The sequence below is a fragment of the Mucilaginibacter sp. Mucisp73 genome, assembly GCF_059491465.1.
Genome location: NZ_CP168507.1, coordinates 2,934,046 through 2,950,164 on the forward strand (window position 1 = coordinate 2,934,046; position 16,119 = coordinate 2,950,164).

At 42.3% G+C, this 16,119-nt stretch carries 10 protein-coding genes and 1 pseudogene; 2 read left to right on the plus strand and 9 right to left on the minus strand.

The features are described 5' to 3' along the window. Positions 1-173: 173 nt before the first annotated feature. The 8 genes and pseudogenes from ACEN82_RS12435 to ACEN82_RS12470 form a co-directional block, all read right to left on the minus strand. Positions 174-986: an SDR family oxidoreductase gene (locus tag ACEN82_RS12435; RefSeq protein ID WP_413317166.1), complete on the minus strand. Its 813-nt coding sequence runs from the start codon at positions 984-986 to the stop codon at positions 174-176. A gap of 149 nt (positions 987-1,135) precedes the next feature. Then, positions 1,136-1,879 carry a menaquinone biosynthetic enzyme MqnA/MqnD family protein gene (locus ACEN82_RS12440; protein WP_413317168.1) on the minus strand — a complete coding sequence of 248 codons (744 nt, stop codon included), beginning with the start codon at positions 1,877-1,879 and terminating at the stop codon, positions 1,136-1,138. Between the two features lie 13 nt (positions 1,880-1,892). Beyond that, a complete protein-coding gene (locus tag ACEN82_RS12445) occupies positions 1,893-2,519 on the minus strand; it encodes a histidine phosphatase family protein (protein WP_413317170.1) in 627 nt (208 codons plus the stop codon). 91 nt (positions 2,520-2,610) lie between these two features. Next, the gene (gene mqnE, locus ACEN82_RS12450) at positions 2,611-3,804 is read right to left on the minus strand and encodes an aminofutalosine synthase MqnE (RefSeq protein WP_413317172.1); all 1,194 of its coding nucleotides are present in this window, start codon (positions 3,802-3,804) and stop codon (positions 2,611-2,613) included. Between the two features lie 93 nt (positions 3,805-3,897). Continuing rightward, positions 3,898-4,161 carry a hypothetical protein gene (locus ACEN82_RS12455; protein ID WP_413317174.1) on the minus strand — a complete coding sequence of 88 codons (264 nt, stop codon included), beginning with the start codon at positions 4,159-4,161 and terminating at the stop codon, positions 3,898-3,900. Between the two features lie 17 nt (positions 4,162-4,178). Beyond that, positions 4,179-4,924: pseudogene (locus ACEN82_RS12460) on the minus strand (nucleoside hydrolase-like domain-containing protein). 161 nt (positions 4,925-5,085) lie between these two features. Then, the gene (locus ACEN82_RS12465) at positions 5,086-6,195 is read right to left on the minus strand and encodes a deoxyribonuclease II family protein (RefSeq protein ID WP_090525541.1); all 1,110 of its coding nucleotides are present in this window, start codon (positions 6,193-6,195) and stop codon (positions 5,086-5,088) included. 289 nt (positions 6,196-6,484) lie between these two features. Next, positions 6,485-9,223 (minus strand): bifunctional YncE family protein/alkaline phosphatase family protein, encoded by a 2,739-nt coding sequence (locus ACEN82_RS12470; RefSeq protein ID WP_413317175.1) that lies wholly within the window; start codon positions 9,221-9,223, stop codon positions 6,485-6,487. A 158-nt stretch (positions 9,224-9,381) separates the two neighbouring features. Between ACEN82_RS12470 and ACEN82_RS12475 the strand changes: the two genes are divergently transcribed. Continuing rightward, complete coding sequence (locus tag ACEN82_RS12475; RefSeq protein ID WP_413317177.1) at positions 9,382-12,771, plus strand: DEAD/DEAH box helicase; 3,390 nt, start codon at positions 9,382-9,384, stop codon at positions 12,769-12,771. Positions 12,772-13,055: 284 nt separating this feature from the next. Here ACEN82_RS12475 and ACEN82_RS12480 read toward each other — a convergent pair whose 3' ends face one another. Next, positions 13,056-14,207, minus strand: a complete 1,152-nt coding sequence (locus tag ACEN82_RS12480) for a beta-1,2-mannosidase (RefSeq protein WP_413317179.1) — start codon at positions 14,205-14,207, stop codon at positions 13,056-13,058. A gap of 187 nt (positions 14,208-14,394) precedes the next feature. Here ACEN82_RS12480 and treA point away from each other — a divergent pair, with 187 nt between their 5' ends. Then, positions 14,395-15,987: an alpha,alpha-trehalase TreA gene (gene treA, locus ACEN82_RS12485; RefSeq protein WP_413317181.1), complete on the plus strand. Its 1,593-nt coding sequence runs from the start codon at positions 14,395-14,397 to the stop codon at positions 15,985-15,987. The last annotated feature ends 132 nt before the right edge of the window (positions 15,988-16,119 follow it).

The window sequence follows — 16,119 nt, forward strand, 5'->3', positions numbered from 1 at the left end:
TTAAAATTTTCTTGAACTTTTATGAATATTTAATAATTATAGCCTTTTATAGCCTCAAAATTTTAATTTTATCAATAACCTTAGTGTATATTTTACAATATCTAAAACTAAAAACGCCAATTAATGGCGTTTTTAGTTTGCTAAACCGATTTATGTTGTCATGAAAATGTCATTTAGCCATTATCTGCAAAGCCCGGGTACAAAGTCATGCCCCCATCTGCAAAAATTGTGACCCCGGTAATGTAATCCGACTCATCTGAAGCCAGCCAAACTGCCAGTTTTCCGATGTCAGCCGGCTGGCCTATCCGGTTGTAAGGGATGAGCGTCAATAATTTATCAAGAGCTTCCGGGGTTTCCCAGGCTTCCTTATTAATAGGTGTTTGTATAGCACCTGGCCCTATGCCGTTTACCCTGATCTTATGTGGGGCAAGCTCCTGCGCTATACTTTTCATAAACATCATAATGCCGCCTTTGCTGGCTGCATAGTTTACGTGCCCTGCCCAGGGGATAACTTCATGAACGCTGCTCATACAGATAATTTTGCCCGCAGCTTTGCTTCCTCCTTCAACAACACCGCGTTTTATAAACTCTTTAGCAGCCTCCCGGGCACAAAGAAACTGACCGGTTAAGTTAATACTGATCACTTTATTCCAGTCGTCGAGCGTCATATCAACAAATCTGGCATCTTTTTGCAAACCGGCATTGTTTACCAAAATGTCAATAGTGCCATATTTCTTAAATAATTCGGCAAACATGGCTTTTACCTCTTCCTCATGGCTTACATCGGCCTGAAATGCAAATGCCTCGCCGCCTGTGGCCTTGATCTGGCTGACCACATCATCAGCGGCTGCTTTATTATGGGCATAATTAATCAGTAATTTGGCTCCGGCAGCGGCCATAGCTAATGCGACACCTTTGCCAATGCCGCTATCGGCGCCGGTTACGAGGGCAGCTTGTCCTTTTAATAGTTGGGGAGTATTGCTCATAGATAAACGTTTTTGTGTTTAAGATAAGCAATTGAATTGAGAGGGGAATTGTTTTTGCCCGAACCGGGATTTATGTGATTATTGGATTACATAATCGAACAATTCTAATCCTGTAATCTTAAAAATCCACCCAAATCCCGGTTCAGAGATTACAACGCCTTTATATAATCATGAAACAGGTACAGGGCTTTCTTTTTATCCGCTGTTAAATCATAATCTATTTTAACCATCAGGTAATCAACCAGGTCAAAGTCATCACGCATGGGTAGTTCTTTAAAAAGCTCTTCCCGGTGTTCAAGGCCGTACTTTAACGACTCGTTAAACTCATCCATAAATTCCTGCGGGATAGGTTTATTGGCTATCCAAGCCGCAAATGTAAAAGGCAGGCCGGTCATTTTTTGCCATTCTTCGGCCAGATCGTAAACGTATTTGTATCGTTGTTTTTTGCCGAAGGTACGGTCGCCTATTTGTACAAAGGCAGTTTTCTCGTCTGCAGATTGAGCATAATCCGGCGCATTACTTACCTGTTTGGGGTTTACCAACCAATGGTTTTTCAGCAATACACGGGCAAGATTATTTGATGAGCGCGACTGCGGATCGAGTTGAATGGTAGTTACGTCCTTAATATCACTATTGCTGAAAATGAAAACGGAGTTTACCGCGCCTACGGCACCAATGCAGTAATCAGAGACAATTTCCCATTGCGGCAAACTCAGTGCTGCAGCAACCGGGATCAGACCGATATCAACCACGTCGTCAATAAGCTTTTGGGCACAATCTGACGGGATATCAAGGCTCAGGTCTATTTTATTAATGATGTCGGTATGTTGAATGCCGTATAAAAAGGGTTTGGTATTAGTGTAGCTTACTGCTGATATTCTGATCTTGTTCACAAATTCGCTATTTCTATTCTTCGGAATGTTTGAGATGTTCGGCGTTATTAAAGTCGACTATTTCAAATTTTTGGCCATCGTAGTTTACCTTATATAGCACCAGGTTTTGGTGCGGAAAGGTATCCATTTCGGATAATGGTTTTTCGGTAAGGATGCAAAGCAACAGTCGTAAAGCGCGACCGTGCATACAAATAAGCACGTTTTTTTCTTCGGGATGACTCATGATCACCTTCATGGCCTCACGCTGACGCACCTCAACCTCAATAGGACTTTCGCCCCCTTCAAATTTACTGTCGAGTTTGCCATCCAGCCAATCACGCATGATCTGCAGAAAAGCAGCCTTATTATCGGTAGTTGGCGACTGGCCTTCGTGAATGCCCCAGGCCAGCTCATCCAAACCCGGAAGCTTTTCATAAGGAATCCCCAGATCAATAAAAGGCTGGATACTTTGCTGCGTGCGCTTTAATGCCGATATATAAATTTTATCGAACGGAACAGTTTTATAAGCCTCAAAAAACTGGCGGGCTTGTTTACGACCTTCGTCATTTAAATCGGTATCTACACCGCGACCCTGTATAATACCAAGTTTGTTATACTCAGTTTGGCCGTGGCGTACTATATATAAGGTTTTTTGTACCATTTTTCTTTAAGCTGAAAGCCGAAAGCGTAAGGCTTAAAGCTTTTTTGCTTGTTACAATTTTTGCTTTAGGCTTTCAGCCTTCGGCTTTTAGCTAATTAATCACCGGTAATTTGTAATACTGCGGTTTCGGTTCGTCGCCGAACACAAAGTTGGTATAATCCGTTACAACATTATATAATGTGTCACGTTCAATAGGCTGGCGGCCCACATGTTTAATTAATTCTACCACTTGTTTGGTGCTCATACCTGGATGCTGCTCTTCGGCGCCGGCCATTGAGTAGATTTTAGTGGTATCATCTAATGTTCCATCGATATCATCTACGCCAAAGTTAAGCGAAAGTTGCGCGGTAGTACGGCTGATCATAGCCCAGTAAGCTTTAATATGATCAAAGTTATCCAGGTAGATGCGGGCTATGGCGTAGTTTCGCAAATCTTCAATTACCGAAACCTCGGGTACGTGCGACATCTGGTTATCCTTATTACGGAACTTCAGTGGAATAAACGTTTGAAATCCACCTGTTTTATCCTGCAACTGGCGTAAACGCTCCATGTGGTCGACACGGTGTTTATATGCTTCAATATGCCCGTAAAGCATGGTAGCGTTTGAACGGCCGCCAAGCTTGTGCCATTCTTCGTGAATGGCCAGCCACTGATCGGCAGTACACTTATCTTTCGAGATCTGATCCCTTATTTCAGGATCAAAAATTTCGGCACCACCTCCGGGGATAGAATCCAGGCCTGCTTCCTGCATAAGGCGCATGCCTGTGGCGTAATCAATTTTGGCTTTTTTAAAGATGTAGTGATATTCAACCGGGGTTAATGCCTTAATATGAAGTTCCGGGCGATGCGCGCGGATGCGGGCAAAAAGTTCCTGGTAAAAAGGCACATCATATTGCGGCAGCACACCACCTACAATGTGAACCTCAGTAACCGGGTCGCCATCATACTTGGTAACCATGTTGAACATTTCATCCATGGTGTACTCCCACCCTTCCGCCTTTTGTTTCAACAGCCGCGAGTATGAACAAAATTTGCAGTCGTAAACGCAAAGATTGGTTGGTTCAATATGAAAATTACGGTTAAAATAAGTTTTATCGCCGTGGCGCTCCTCGCGGATGTAATTGGCTAAAGTGCCGAGATAGCCAAGTTCGCCCTGCTCATAAAGCAAAACGCCTTCATCAAAAGTGATGCGTTGTTTGTCAAGAACTTTTTGAGCAATATGCTTTAAATCAGCAGATAAATTCGGATCGTTAAGTAAAAACTGTAAATTATCTGAATTATGCATCAATTAAAAATTTGACCAAAGGTACTAAAAAGCACAAAAGTAATATGCGTTATGACACATATCGGCCAAATTTCACAGTAAATTACAATAAAGTTACAGTGCCTTGATCTCGCTTATGGAAATCCCTGTTGAGCAATCATCCTGACAGCCATTGGGCACATAGCTGGCGTTTGAGATCATGCCGTTGTTATTGGTTTCAAAATAAATGGTATTCTTTTTCTTATCTGCAGATAGCCATTCGTTCTTTGCTTTCTGGTAAACCAGGTCGAGGGTTATTGATGAAGCACCGGCGTCATGCTGGTTTAAAGAGTTTTTGTCCTCATGCCATTGTTCCCTGATAGCTTTAACAGGGGTCATATTAGCAGTTTTATACTCTAAAACATATGATAAACACCCGGCCAGTTAGGTTTAATATAATTTGCATAAGTATCATCCTGGTCACTGGAGGCAAGTAAAACCACCTTTCGATAAATTTTTAATTTCGTTTGCTCCCAATTGGCGGTGAACTCATATTGTTCCTGAATAGCTTTTAAAGCACGCGCTATAGTGCTTTGGCCTCCCCATGCTGTAATAAACAATTGGCCCGGTTTATCATCAAGTATCAGGGTTTTGATGAGGTCTGAACCTGGTGAATCTTTTGAAATATCACCATCAAATTCATATTCCCAATCTTGATTTTGCCTCTGAGTACATCAGGTGCAGGATAATTGGAATTATGAATTTTTAGATTGGCGTAAACATTTGCGTAGGTATACACAGCATCATGAATAAAATGCTCATCTTCACCCCACCGCCACGATTCACATGGGCACAAGTTTAATCCAAAGCGGGTATACTCCCGTCCCGGTACAAACCATTTGGTTCCTTTGCTATCTCCCTTCCAATGAAAAGCGCTGCTGGCATAAATCAATCCTTCAATTTCAACATCACTGCTATATAGCAGGAACCGAATAATAGAATTATTATCATCCAATTCCGGATCTGCTGTAATTACGATGCGTGGTCTTGTTTCGTTGGGTAAGTTTTGAGCGTGCGCAAAGCCGTTAGTAGTAAAAAGAGCGATTAGCATAAATACATATCGCCTCGGTTCGAAGCTAAAGTATTTTCCGTTTAAAATCATTGGCAGCGCTGGCTTATAATTTTATATCAAACAGATAGTTAAATATAAGCAAACCATCCGCTATGTTATAAAAAACAGCCTAATATGTATACAAAAATCCCGCTTGAGCAGAATTTTTGTATACTGGCGTGTATGGAAAAGTTTTAAATTGTAAATTACGTTTACTGCTGTTCCCTCAATGGTGCTTCGGCATGAAGATGATGTGTTTTTTGGATCAGAACGTGAGCTTCAGTTCTGTTATGCCCCGGAGGCGCTAAAAGCAAACTTGTTTTGGATAAACCCGACCATAAAGTTTGATTTTGAAATGCAATTGTACAGCCGCCGCGTCTCCTTTGCGAAATCATGCGGTTGATATCGCCAACACAAACCCAGGGGTCATGCAATGTGACTCCCCATTTGGCATGGTCATGTGTTTCGGGCCAGGCCCAGTGTGCACCCATGAAACCTAAATTGATATACTTGATGTCAAAAGTTTTATGAATGCCATCGCTATCAGCGATAGGTGGAATAGGACCGCGGATCCAGGTTTCAATGTCTAAATCGTCGTTTAGGATAGGCCCTACCAATTCGTTCCAAAAATCTTTATTCCATTCCCGGTTCTTGGCTATAACTTTGAATGGCATACCGCCAATAGACTTTAAATCGATCGAGTCGCCCAGAGCGATCGGGTGGCTCGCCAAAGGCTGTGTCAGCGAATGCAACTCGGCAGTTGCTGGCAGGTTGGCGGTATTATGAAGATAGATTTGCGGCTCCTGGTGGTTCAGCATCTGTTTGGCAATAAGATTAGCGGTATCCAAATCCAATGAAATGCACAGGTAGGTTTGCCCGTATTTGGGAGTAGGATCTTTGATGGCACCGGGGTCAGCAAATTTCGGCCATGAGTGAAGTAACCAAAATGCAGTTTTAGATTCGGTATCAAATGCCAATACTCCCTTAGTATGCCCTTTGGTGCCATCATCATGTTTATTGGCACTTTCGGGCATCTCGTCATTATAAAGAACCCATCCGGTACTCGGAGCCGGTGATTTAATGTTTTTGAATACGGAGTCCATAGTGAGGTTGAGTGCTCCTTTATCGCCATTCAAAACATTGGGTGATTTGGTAATCGTTCTTTTTCTGGCATCGGTATTTGCATCGATGGTTGAGTCGTAATAAACATATTCGTACCCTGTAGCTTTGTCGTTACCCACACCTCCGTCAAGTTGCGGAACTTTGTAGATAAACCACCAGTCGACTGGTGCGCCGTTCTCATCAAGCGCAGAAATTTTCATAATTTTTTTGGTTAGGTTGAAAAATTGATTGATTAATTGCTTGCAGGCGTTGACGAGGTTTGCAATAAAGATAAAGTAATATCGTGCACAAATGACCACGTAATTTCACGGAATTTTCAGAAGAGTTTCCCGTATTTTTACGCATAAAACAATTAATAGATCAATAGAAATTTAAGGCAATCAGCTATAAAAAAACTCGCTGTCTGGTTAAGACAACGAGCTCTAATCATCCATGTAATATTATACGGTTAATCTCTGGGAATGATGTTGACGTTAGCTATTTTCCCGATCAATCATCATGATCTTCATCTTTGCCCGCCAGTTTAGCGGGATAAGCTTTTTTACCCTTGGCTGCAAACCAAAGTATCCTGTTCATCACATCATCATTTCCGCCGTCAATATGATCGTATTCAGGTCTTGATGATAACCGTGCAAAATGTAATGCAGAACCTTTGAGCGCAGAAAAAGGCCGGTTGATTGTATTGAGCGGAACCCTGTTTTTTAAACTGGTATAAGTGTATGCAGATGGTTTGCCGGTAAAGCAATCAAACATAGGTAATGCAGTAGCATCGATGATATTCATTGGTGGTAAGCCCAATATTTGCTCAATAGAACGCACTATACAGGTTTGATTATAGTTTTTGCTCACCTTATGCTGTAACCTGCTATACGGACTAATCACAAATCCTGTAGTACGATATGCAGATACATGGTCCCACCCTGCCTGTGAATCATCTTCGGTAACAAATATTACCGTGTTTTTCCAGAAACGGCTTTTTGAAACTGCTTCAACAATACGGCCGAGCGCCAGGTCATTATCAGCTACCATAGCGTCAGGTGTCGGGTAGCCTGGCCTGGTGCCTACGGTATGATCGGCCGATAGGGCCATGATCATTAGTTGCGGTAACTGGTCGCCGGGCTTTTGCTCATATTCATGTAGCTCTTTAATAAAAGCGGTGGCCCTTAACTGTTCATTGATCTTATGCTCGTCGGATCCCGGGAAGTTTTGTGACAGCATTGGCCTCACCCGGGAAATAGTGCTGGTGTTTTTAAATGCGAATGGTTTACCTGCTGTGTAATTGTTATAAATATCGCTCCAGCTTAACTTATCATCAAAATGCACGGCACAGGCTTCACCGTAAATTCTGACCGTTTTGCCATGATCGGCGGCATTATTCCAGATAAAACCGTTCCCGTCATAAACTAAGGCGTCCTCCTGCACATGCGGATAACTTCTAAACCAGGAGCGTACACTTTTTTCAACATAATCGGTTACCATAGCGGCATCAGTCCATTGGTGCCCTTCGGCAGAGCATTTTCCTGAGGCGTAATAATTATCAAGCAATAAAAAGTTGCGCGCCAAATTATGTTGATTGGGGGTAACACTATCACCATAAATGCAAAGCGATTTATTGCCTTCACCTTCAGGCATATCGCCCAAAACCTGGTCGTATGTACGGTTTTCCTTGATGATATAAAGCACATGGTTAAATACCGATGGCTCGCCAATACGCTCTGGTATGGGTTTAGGCGCAATGTTTTTACGGGGCAGTAGCTGCGCTATCTGCTGGCGGAAACTCAGGTTTAGGTTTTGGACTTTTTGAGTATACTTTTTAAGCAAAGCATCATCGGGAATGGCTATCATTGATACCGTAGCCTTCGAATGGTGCGAGTTGTAAGCTGTAACGTCTGCTCCCGAGGGTAAATCACCTTTCAAATTGCTTTTACCTATCTCATCGGCACTTACCCTCGAGCCTTCTCCTTCCAGGTTAGTTACAAATAAATTATTGCCGTCAACAGCCAGGCCGCCAGGGTATGCTTCGGTTGGAATAAAGCCTTTCACTTCGTTAGTGCCGGTTCCTTTAAGAGATGTTTTACTACCCAATTTTACCATGGCCACAGCGTTATCCAAACCATTTGCTACATAAAGTATTGTACCATCGGCATTAATGGCTAAAGCATTGGGCGTATCACCTATATAACTCTTTTTGCCAGAATTTAATTTAACATCAATCGCTGCTACATTTTGTAATGAACTTGTTGAAATTACCGATACCATGTCACTATTGCCATTCGCAACATAAACAAAAGCTTCATCGGCACTGTTGATAATGGCATTAGGATGCAGCCCCACAGTAATTTCCTTGATCACATCTCCTTTAGCCAAATCCATAACCATTACAGTGCCCTGCACTGTTGCCCCTGTTTTAGGATCGACATAAGCCTTACCATAGGGTACACCCGCTGTTTCACGCTTCAATGTATCAATAGCTTGCGGCCCGGCCCAGTTGGTTAAAAATATCTTGCCCTTTGCTATCGTCAATCCATAAGGTGCAACACCGGTCGATCTTGTCCAAACGGTTTTATTATCAGTTAAATTAATCTTTACCAGTTGATTATTCCCGTTTAAAACTACATATAAGTAATTTATACCATTTTCTTTATTGATGGCTAAATCGTTAGGTAATGCCAATGGCGACTCGCCTTCAGCTTTAAAATTGAAAGTGTTTTGTATGCTGATATTACCATCTTTCCAGATAGCCTGGAAAACGTACGATTTTGAATCCTTACCCTTGCCTGCTGCAGCGCTCCAATATATTTGAGTTTGATTGTCAATATTTACAACTTTTAGGCCGGAGTAAGTACTTGTAAGTCCGCCGTAGCGGGGATCTTGTTTATAGGTCCAGCGGGTGGTTACTTTTTTTGAGAGTGTATCAATTATAGTAAGTCCGTATCGGTCTTCGACAGCGATAAACCTCGTGCCGGGGATCAGCCTTACATCCATGCTATGATTTTCGTCGGATGCATCGCCAAACGATATCACCGTTCCTGCCGGATCAATAATACGGTTGTAAGGCATTAAAACCGGTAGTATATGGCGGTTTAGTGTGCTGTCGTCATAAGCGCTATGCATATTAACCTGTTCATTATCGGAGCTTTGTTTGTTGCCAGAAACGGTATGGCAGGCATAAAGGGGAAAAAAAATTGCTAATATGGATAGATGCAATAAGAATTTTGGATACTTCATAGTACTGAACTAAGTGGCTAAATTAAGGCAGATACGTTTACTAAAGGTAAATATTTGATAAAGAATATAATTGTTACATAGTTCACGAAAATGCGTTGGTGATTGTCTTCTTTTATATAATTGTTATGATATTTACCGGGTAACACATCAATATACGAGTGATCAGGATAATTAGCTACCAGGAAGGCGAAAGCAACCATAATATCATCATCAAAGGCGCAACCATAACCGACTTTAATGAAAGTGTTATTGCCGCTCATGCAGCCGTCAGCATTTATTTTGACAAGCAAAGTTACAGGCAAATACTGGCCAAACATTTGGAAATTAACCACGGGGCTTTTACCAATCAGTCGGGTACGGTTGCCTTCCCCGAGGTAATCATTACCAGTCATGAAGGGCAGCTGGCACTTTCGTGCGGGTGCCATGCTACAGGTAATAAACTGTGCGAGCACCAGGCACAGGTACTATCGGCAATAACACAGCGTGATGAGTTTAGAGTGTTTTTTGATGATGAACTACGGGATACAAAACTAAAAAAAGCAGCGGTCGATTATGGGCTTAAAGACGAGCCTGACCTGGACAAGTTTTTTGAGGTAAGACCATTGTCTAAAAATTTCGAAATAGTCCCCCGCTCCGCCGCGTTAACAGCCATTACTAAAGAAAGCCTTGCAAATTTGCAAAGTGTTATAGTTAATGACGTTTCCGAACCGGTTGGGCACCCCGGCGAGGACACCGATAAAACAACCTGTATCGTGCTGAAACAGCATAAATATTATAAATATTTATTTATTGAACTATACACCGCACAAAGCACCAAAGATGGAAAAATCAAGAACCCGCTGGTGCCTATAGCTCCTTTAGAGCTGATCTGGGAAACGAATGACGCGCAGCAACTCAAATTCTTTACCGGGGTACACAAGTTTCAAAATCATATAAACACGCAAATAACCGCCGCCGATATTGCTGCACTAAAGGCTATCGTTAAAAACCCTTTGGCCTACAGTTTCTACGCGCATGACAACACCGTTTCGGACAAGGTAACAGCTGGCTCAATAAATCCTGTACTGGTTAAGAATTTAAAAAGTGATATCGAGCTGAAAGTAAATACCTGGGATGATTTTTATGAAATAAGCGGTATTTTAAACATTGATGGTTTGCTGTATAATGTTAAAGATCTTGATATCAGGTATACCTATTTTATCGGCATAGGCAACACGCTTTATCTTATTGAAAGCTTACAGGTATTAAATATCCTCGACCTTTTGAAAAAGAAACAAGGCAGCCTGCAGGTACATAAGAGTAAGTTTGCAGAATTAAAATCACATTTGCTTAACAAACTGGAAAACAAGCTTCTTATTGATTATACTTACATTAAACCTGCAACACAGGAGCAAATAAAAAAAGAAGGCTTTGATCAGCCTGCCGAGAAGATCATTTATCTATCGGACTTTGGCGCGCATGTCATGATCATTCCTGTGCTGCGCTATGGTGAGGCCGAGATCCCTATCCGCACGCAAAAGCAGATCTACGGAACCGACGAAAAAGGCAATCAATTTTTAGTTAAACGGCGCGATGATGAGGAAATAGCCTTTACAGCCCTGCTTGTAAAACAACATCCTTATTTTAACGAACAGTTGGATAACGGCCTTGATTACTTCTACCTGCATAAAAGGCATTTTTTAGATGAGGAGTGGTTTTTAAACGTATTTGACGAATGGCATAACCACAAGATCGAAATACTCGGCTTTAACGAACTGGAAGGCAACAAGCTGAACCCGCATAAAGTAAAGATAACCATCAACGTAGTGAGCGGGATTAACTGGTTCAATACTATTATCGATATAAAATTTGGCAAAAAAAGAGCTTCGTTAAAACAGGTTCACCAGGCTGTAAAAAATAAAAGCAAGTATGTACACCTTGATGATGGAACCCGGGGAATTTTACCCACCGAATGGATAGAGAAATTCACCGATTATTTTAATTCGGGGGAGATTACTGATGATGACACGCTGCATACTTCAAAAAGTAATTACACTGCTATACAGCAATATTACGACGAGGAAATGCTTGACGAGGATGTGCGAAACGAACTTGCGATATACAACAGAAAGCTTACCGGTACAGAAAGCATTGATGAAGTACCGGTTCCTCCCGGGTTAAACGGAACGCTTCGCGCTTACCAACGCCAGGGTTTAAACTGGTTAAATTTTTTAGATAACCTTAATTTTGGCGGCTGCCTTGCCGATGATATGGGTCTGGGTAAAAGCCTTCAGGTGATAGCATTTGTACTTTTACAGCGCGGCAAAACCGAAAACAACACCAATCTTATTGTAGTGCCTACCTCGCTCCTGTTTAACTGGCAACAGGAGGTACAGAAATTTGCGCCTTCTATCAGCATCCATACCATTTACGGTGCTGAACGGCTTAAGCATACCAGGCACCTGCACCAATATGAAATTGTACTTACCTCCTACGGTACTTTACTGTCAGATATTAATTTCTTGAAGGATTTTAATTTCAATTATATTTTTCTCGATGAATCCCAGAATATAAAGAATCCCGAAGCGCAGCGCTACAAGGCTGTAAGGCTCCTGAAATCGCGCAATAAAATTACGATAACGGGCACTCCGATAGAAAATAATACGTTCGATTTGTATGGCCAGCTATCATTTGCCTGCCCCGGTTTATTGGGGAGCAAACAATATTTCAAGGATATTTATGCTGTTCCGATCGATAAATTTAAGGGTAGCAAACGCGCGGCCGAACTACAGGAAAAAGTAAAGCCTTTTATACTTCGGCGTACTAAACAGCAGGTTGCAACTGAACTGCCCGAAAAAACCGAAATGGTGTTGTATTGCGAAATGAAGCAGGAGCAGCGTCATATTTACGACTCATATGAAAAAGAATTCAGAGAGTACATTTCGGCCACAACAAACGAAGAGCTAAAAAAGAGTCCGATGAACGTATTAAAAGGATTAAACAAATTGAGGCAGATCTGCGACTCGCCGATGCTCATAAAAGGCGAGAAAATGCCCGGTGATGCATCGGCCAAATTGGAAACGCTGATTGAGGAAATAGAAAGCAAAAAGCACCAGCATAAGATCCTCATATTTTCGCAGTTTGTTTCCATGCTTGATCTTATCCGCAGGGAATTGATATCCCGCGGGATTCGCTTCTCGTACCTCACCGGTCAAACCCGAAAACGCGAGCAGGTTGTTAATGAGTTTCAGAATGATCCCGGCATCAGGGTATTCCTGATTAGTCTTAAAGCCGGCGGTACCGGTCTTAATTTAACGGAAGCCGATTATGTTTACCTCGTCGACCCGTGGTGGAACCCGGCTGTCGAAAACCAGGCTATAGACCGCTGCCACCGCATAGGCCAGGATAAAAAAATTGTGGCGGTAAGGCTCATTTGCCCCGGCACTATCGAAGAGAAGATCATGGTGATGCAGCAATCAAAAAAGGATATCGCCAATAGCCTGATCAGGCCCGACAGCGCTGCTACGAGTTCATTGTCAAAAGATGACCTCCTTGATTTATTGAATTAGTTAATCATTGTTGAACATTCAAGCTAACCGTCGCTATTGCGTTTTAGATTTTAGTAATAGCGGGAGAACTAAAAAAATAACAATAACGTGAGCAACTAATGACAGCCCAAAAGTAAACAGCACGATATATGATCTCCTCATCCAGGTATTAAAATAATCAAGGAAGGCTGAGCGGTTTGTACCACTATACAAGGCAGCTAAAGCAAACACAGATAAGTCGGTAAGCCAAAGCCCAAAGGTTTTAAGCTGTATTTTTCTCTTTAACAGTAAACAAATGTCAAATACTATTCAACCGGATCAGGAGGCGCCGGTTTCGATGGATCATATACAGCTACGGCTACCCGTGAATCTGCACAGCCATAGTAAAGGAACCATTTCCTTTTAAAATAAACCATCCCTTCAATAAACACTGTTCCGTTAATATATTGACCGCTTTTCTCGAAAGGTTCCATTGGCCTTAAAAAAGGAATATCAAGGCGTGTTTTGAATTTAGAAGGATCTTTTGCATCAAACAAAGCCTGCCCTGCACAGTATGAATTGGCGTTAAACCGGATGTCCCTGCCTTCGGCAGGTTTGTTCTTACCGTTGTAAAATAGGATTATACCATTTTTGGTCATCAAAGCAGGCGGGCCGCATTCGGTTAAGTCGCTATCGAAATAACCATCGCGCGGGGACATGAGTTCTTTCAACTCTCCTTTATTGTCAACCACCGGGGCCCAGTCTACCAGGTTTGTCGATGTTGCCGCGTATACATGATGCTCGCCCCAGTACAGCCAATATTTTCCATTTGCTTTAATAATCACTTGTTTACCATTAACCACCCGGGTTAATATAGAAGCCGATTTACTGGCGATATTGAAAAACTTGCCATGATAGGCAGCTTCAAATATCGGCCCGTGTTTTTTCCAATGGATGAGGTCTTTTGATGTGGCCACACCTAATCTTGGCAGATCGCGGTTCCATTCGGTGTAAAAAACAACATAAGTCCCGCCGGCGGTGACGGCTACGCGGGGGTCTTCACAGCCTCCGGGCCATTCGTACTTTTTAGCGATATCATTATCAGGATATAGTACCGGGGTTTTCCTTCTGCTAAACCGAATACCATCAGCACTTTCGGCATATCCAACACGGGAAGTACGGAAGCCAATACCTATACCGTACAAGTCTTCAGCCCGGTATAATACTATTATTTTATTGTTCTTGACGGTTGCGGCCGGGTTAAAAGTGTCATTGGCTTCCCATTGAACCTGCTTTTTACTCATAGGATCAAGAAAGCGGGAAACCGTATCTGGTGAGATAATAGGATTGATATTTACCGGCCGCACAAAGCCGCCAAAGGCCCAGGAAGGCAGGGTATTAACCCGCGACTGGCCATAGCATAGCTGGGTAAGTAACAACGAAAATATAATACTTCCCTTCCGTAAAAAGTTTATCATAATAAATGGCTTATGTATTTTGTTTTTTTAATTGGCCCACCTTGATATCTATTATTTCCCTGCGATGATATCGCACAAAAACCCCTGAAAACAAATCAGATATCAGTTATATTCATTCCAAAAATAGTAAATTTATAATCTGTTATAAACCAGTTACCCATCCTGCAAAGGGTATAATTTTAGGCCGATGAGAAAACTTTTTTTACTCGCATTTTTATTCTTTGTATTTAACGCAAAATCGCAAACGCCTACACCCCGGCAACAATTCCCGGGATTGTTTGAGGCGGTTCAAACTTCAACCATTTTCCCGGATAACAAAACTTTTGTTGATGCTGTGCCCAAACAGGATCCAGCGCTGATCATGAAGGCTTATAACGAACAGAAAGGTCAGCCCGGGTTTAACCTCCAGGCATTTATATTGGCCAATTTTAATGTACCTGTATCGCACAACAATTTTCAAACAGATATATCGGCCGGCATCCGCAAACATATTGATACTTTGTGGCAGGTATTACAACGCCGTCCGGATGAAGCAAAACCTTTTTCATCAACCCTGGCGCTGCCTAACCCTTACATTGTACCTGGCGGCAGGTTCAGGGAAATTTACTATTGGGACTCTTATTTTACGATGCTGGGTTTACAGGAAAGTCATCAGGTTAAAGTGATCCGCAACATGGTCGAAAACTTTGCTTACCTCATTGATAAATATGGCTTTATACCCAACGGCAATCGAAGTTATTATCTTACCCGTTCGCAGCCGCCATTTTTTGCTATGATGGTAAACCTGTTGGCAAAAATTGAGGGAGAGAAAGTATTGGTACATTTCAGACCACAATTGATCAAAGAATATGAATATTGGATGCATGGATGGGAAGCTGTACAAGCCAATCAGGCTGCACACCGGGTTGTACGAATGCCGGATGGGCAGATAATGAACCGTTATTGGGACGAAAGTGATGAACCCCGCGAAGAATCATATATAAAAGATGTTAATGCCGCCAAAGAAAGCAAACAACCGGCAGCACAATTTTACCGCAACGTGCGGGCAGCGGCGGCTTCGGGTTGGGATTTCAGTACGCGCTGGTTTGATGAATCGGGTAAGTTGCCAACTATACAAACCACCGATATTATACCGGTTGATTTGAATTGCCTATTATATAACCTGGAAATGACTATTGCACGAAGTTTAAACCAACTTTCAAATGCAAAGCTTGCCAAAATGTATAGATATAGGGCAAACAGCCGCAAAAATGCTATCCTGAAATATTGCTGGAACCAAAAAACAGGCTGGTTTGATGATTACAACTGGCAGCTGAAACAACTATCTGCCGTGGAAACACTTGCAGGTGAGTTCCCTCTCGAATTTAAAATTGCCAGCGATGAGCAAGCCCGCCTTGTGGCCGACGGGCTTAAAAATAATTTCCTGAAACCCGGCGGACTGGTTACTACCCTCAACTTCTCCGGCCAGCAGTGGGATGCACCCAATGGCTGGGCCCCGCTGCAATACATAGCTATAGACGGGCTTGAAAAGTACAATTACAATACGCTGGCTAAAGAGATAGCCACCCGCTGGCTTAAACTTAACATCCGGGTGTTTAAACAAACGGGCAAATTGCTTGAAAAGTATAATGTGGTTGATACCCAATTAACTGCCGGCGGTGGTGAATACCCCCTACAAGATGGTTTCGGCTGGACAAATGGGGTATTACTGCACTTAGTAAACAGGTATCATATTGATACCCAGCAATTAGAAAGGGCTCCGGCAGAAGTTCAGAACTAAGTACCTGATAAAGCAAGTTTCAGAAGCCAGACTGACGAAGTTTTAAAAACTTCGTCAGTCTTCCATTCGCCAGTTCTCTCTCTATCAAACGCAGGAGATTTTAAACGGCATAATGTATAAAGTTATAAAACA

Bases quoted from the DNA above. Each gene is read 5' to 3' on its own strand.
- ACEN82_RS12435 (WP_413317166.1), bottom strand. From the start codon at position 986: ATGAGCAATACTCCCCAACTATTAAAAGGACAAGCTGCCCTCGTAACC.
- ACEN82_RS12445 (WP_413317170.1), bottom strand. From the start codon at position 2,519: ATGGTACAAAAAACCTTATATATAGTACGCCACGGCCAAACTGAGTAT.
- mqnE (WP_413317172.1), bottom strand. From the start codon at position 3,804: ATGCATAATTCAGATAATTTACAGTTTTTACTTAACGATCCGAATTTA.
- ACEN82_RS12455 (WP_413317174.1), bottom strand. From the start codon at position 4,161: ATGACCCCTGTTAAAGCTATCAGGGAACAATGGCATGAGGACAAAAAC.
- ACEN82_RS12465 (WP_090525541.1), bottom strand. From the start codon at position 6,195: ATGAAAATTTCTGCGCTTGATGAGAACGGCGCACCAGTCGACTGGTGG.
- ACEN82_RS12470 (WP_413317175.1), bottom strand. From the start codon at position 9,223: ATGAAGTATCCAAAATTCTTATTGCATCTATCCATATTAGCAATTTTT.
- ACEN82_RS12480 (WP_413317179.1), bottom strand. From the start codon at position 14,207: ATGATAAACTTTTTACGGAAGGGAAGTATTATATTTTCGTTGTTACTT.
- treA (WP_413317181.1), top strand. From the start codon at position 14,395: ATGAGAAAACTTTTTTTACTCGCATTTTTATTCTTTGTATTTAACGCA.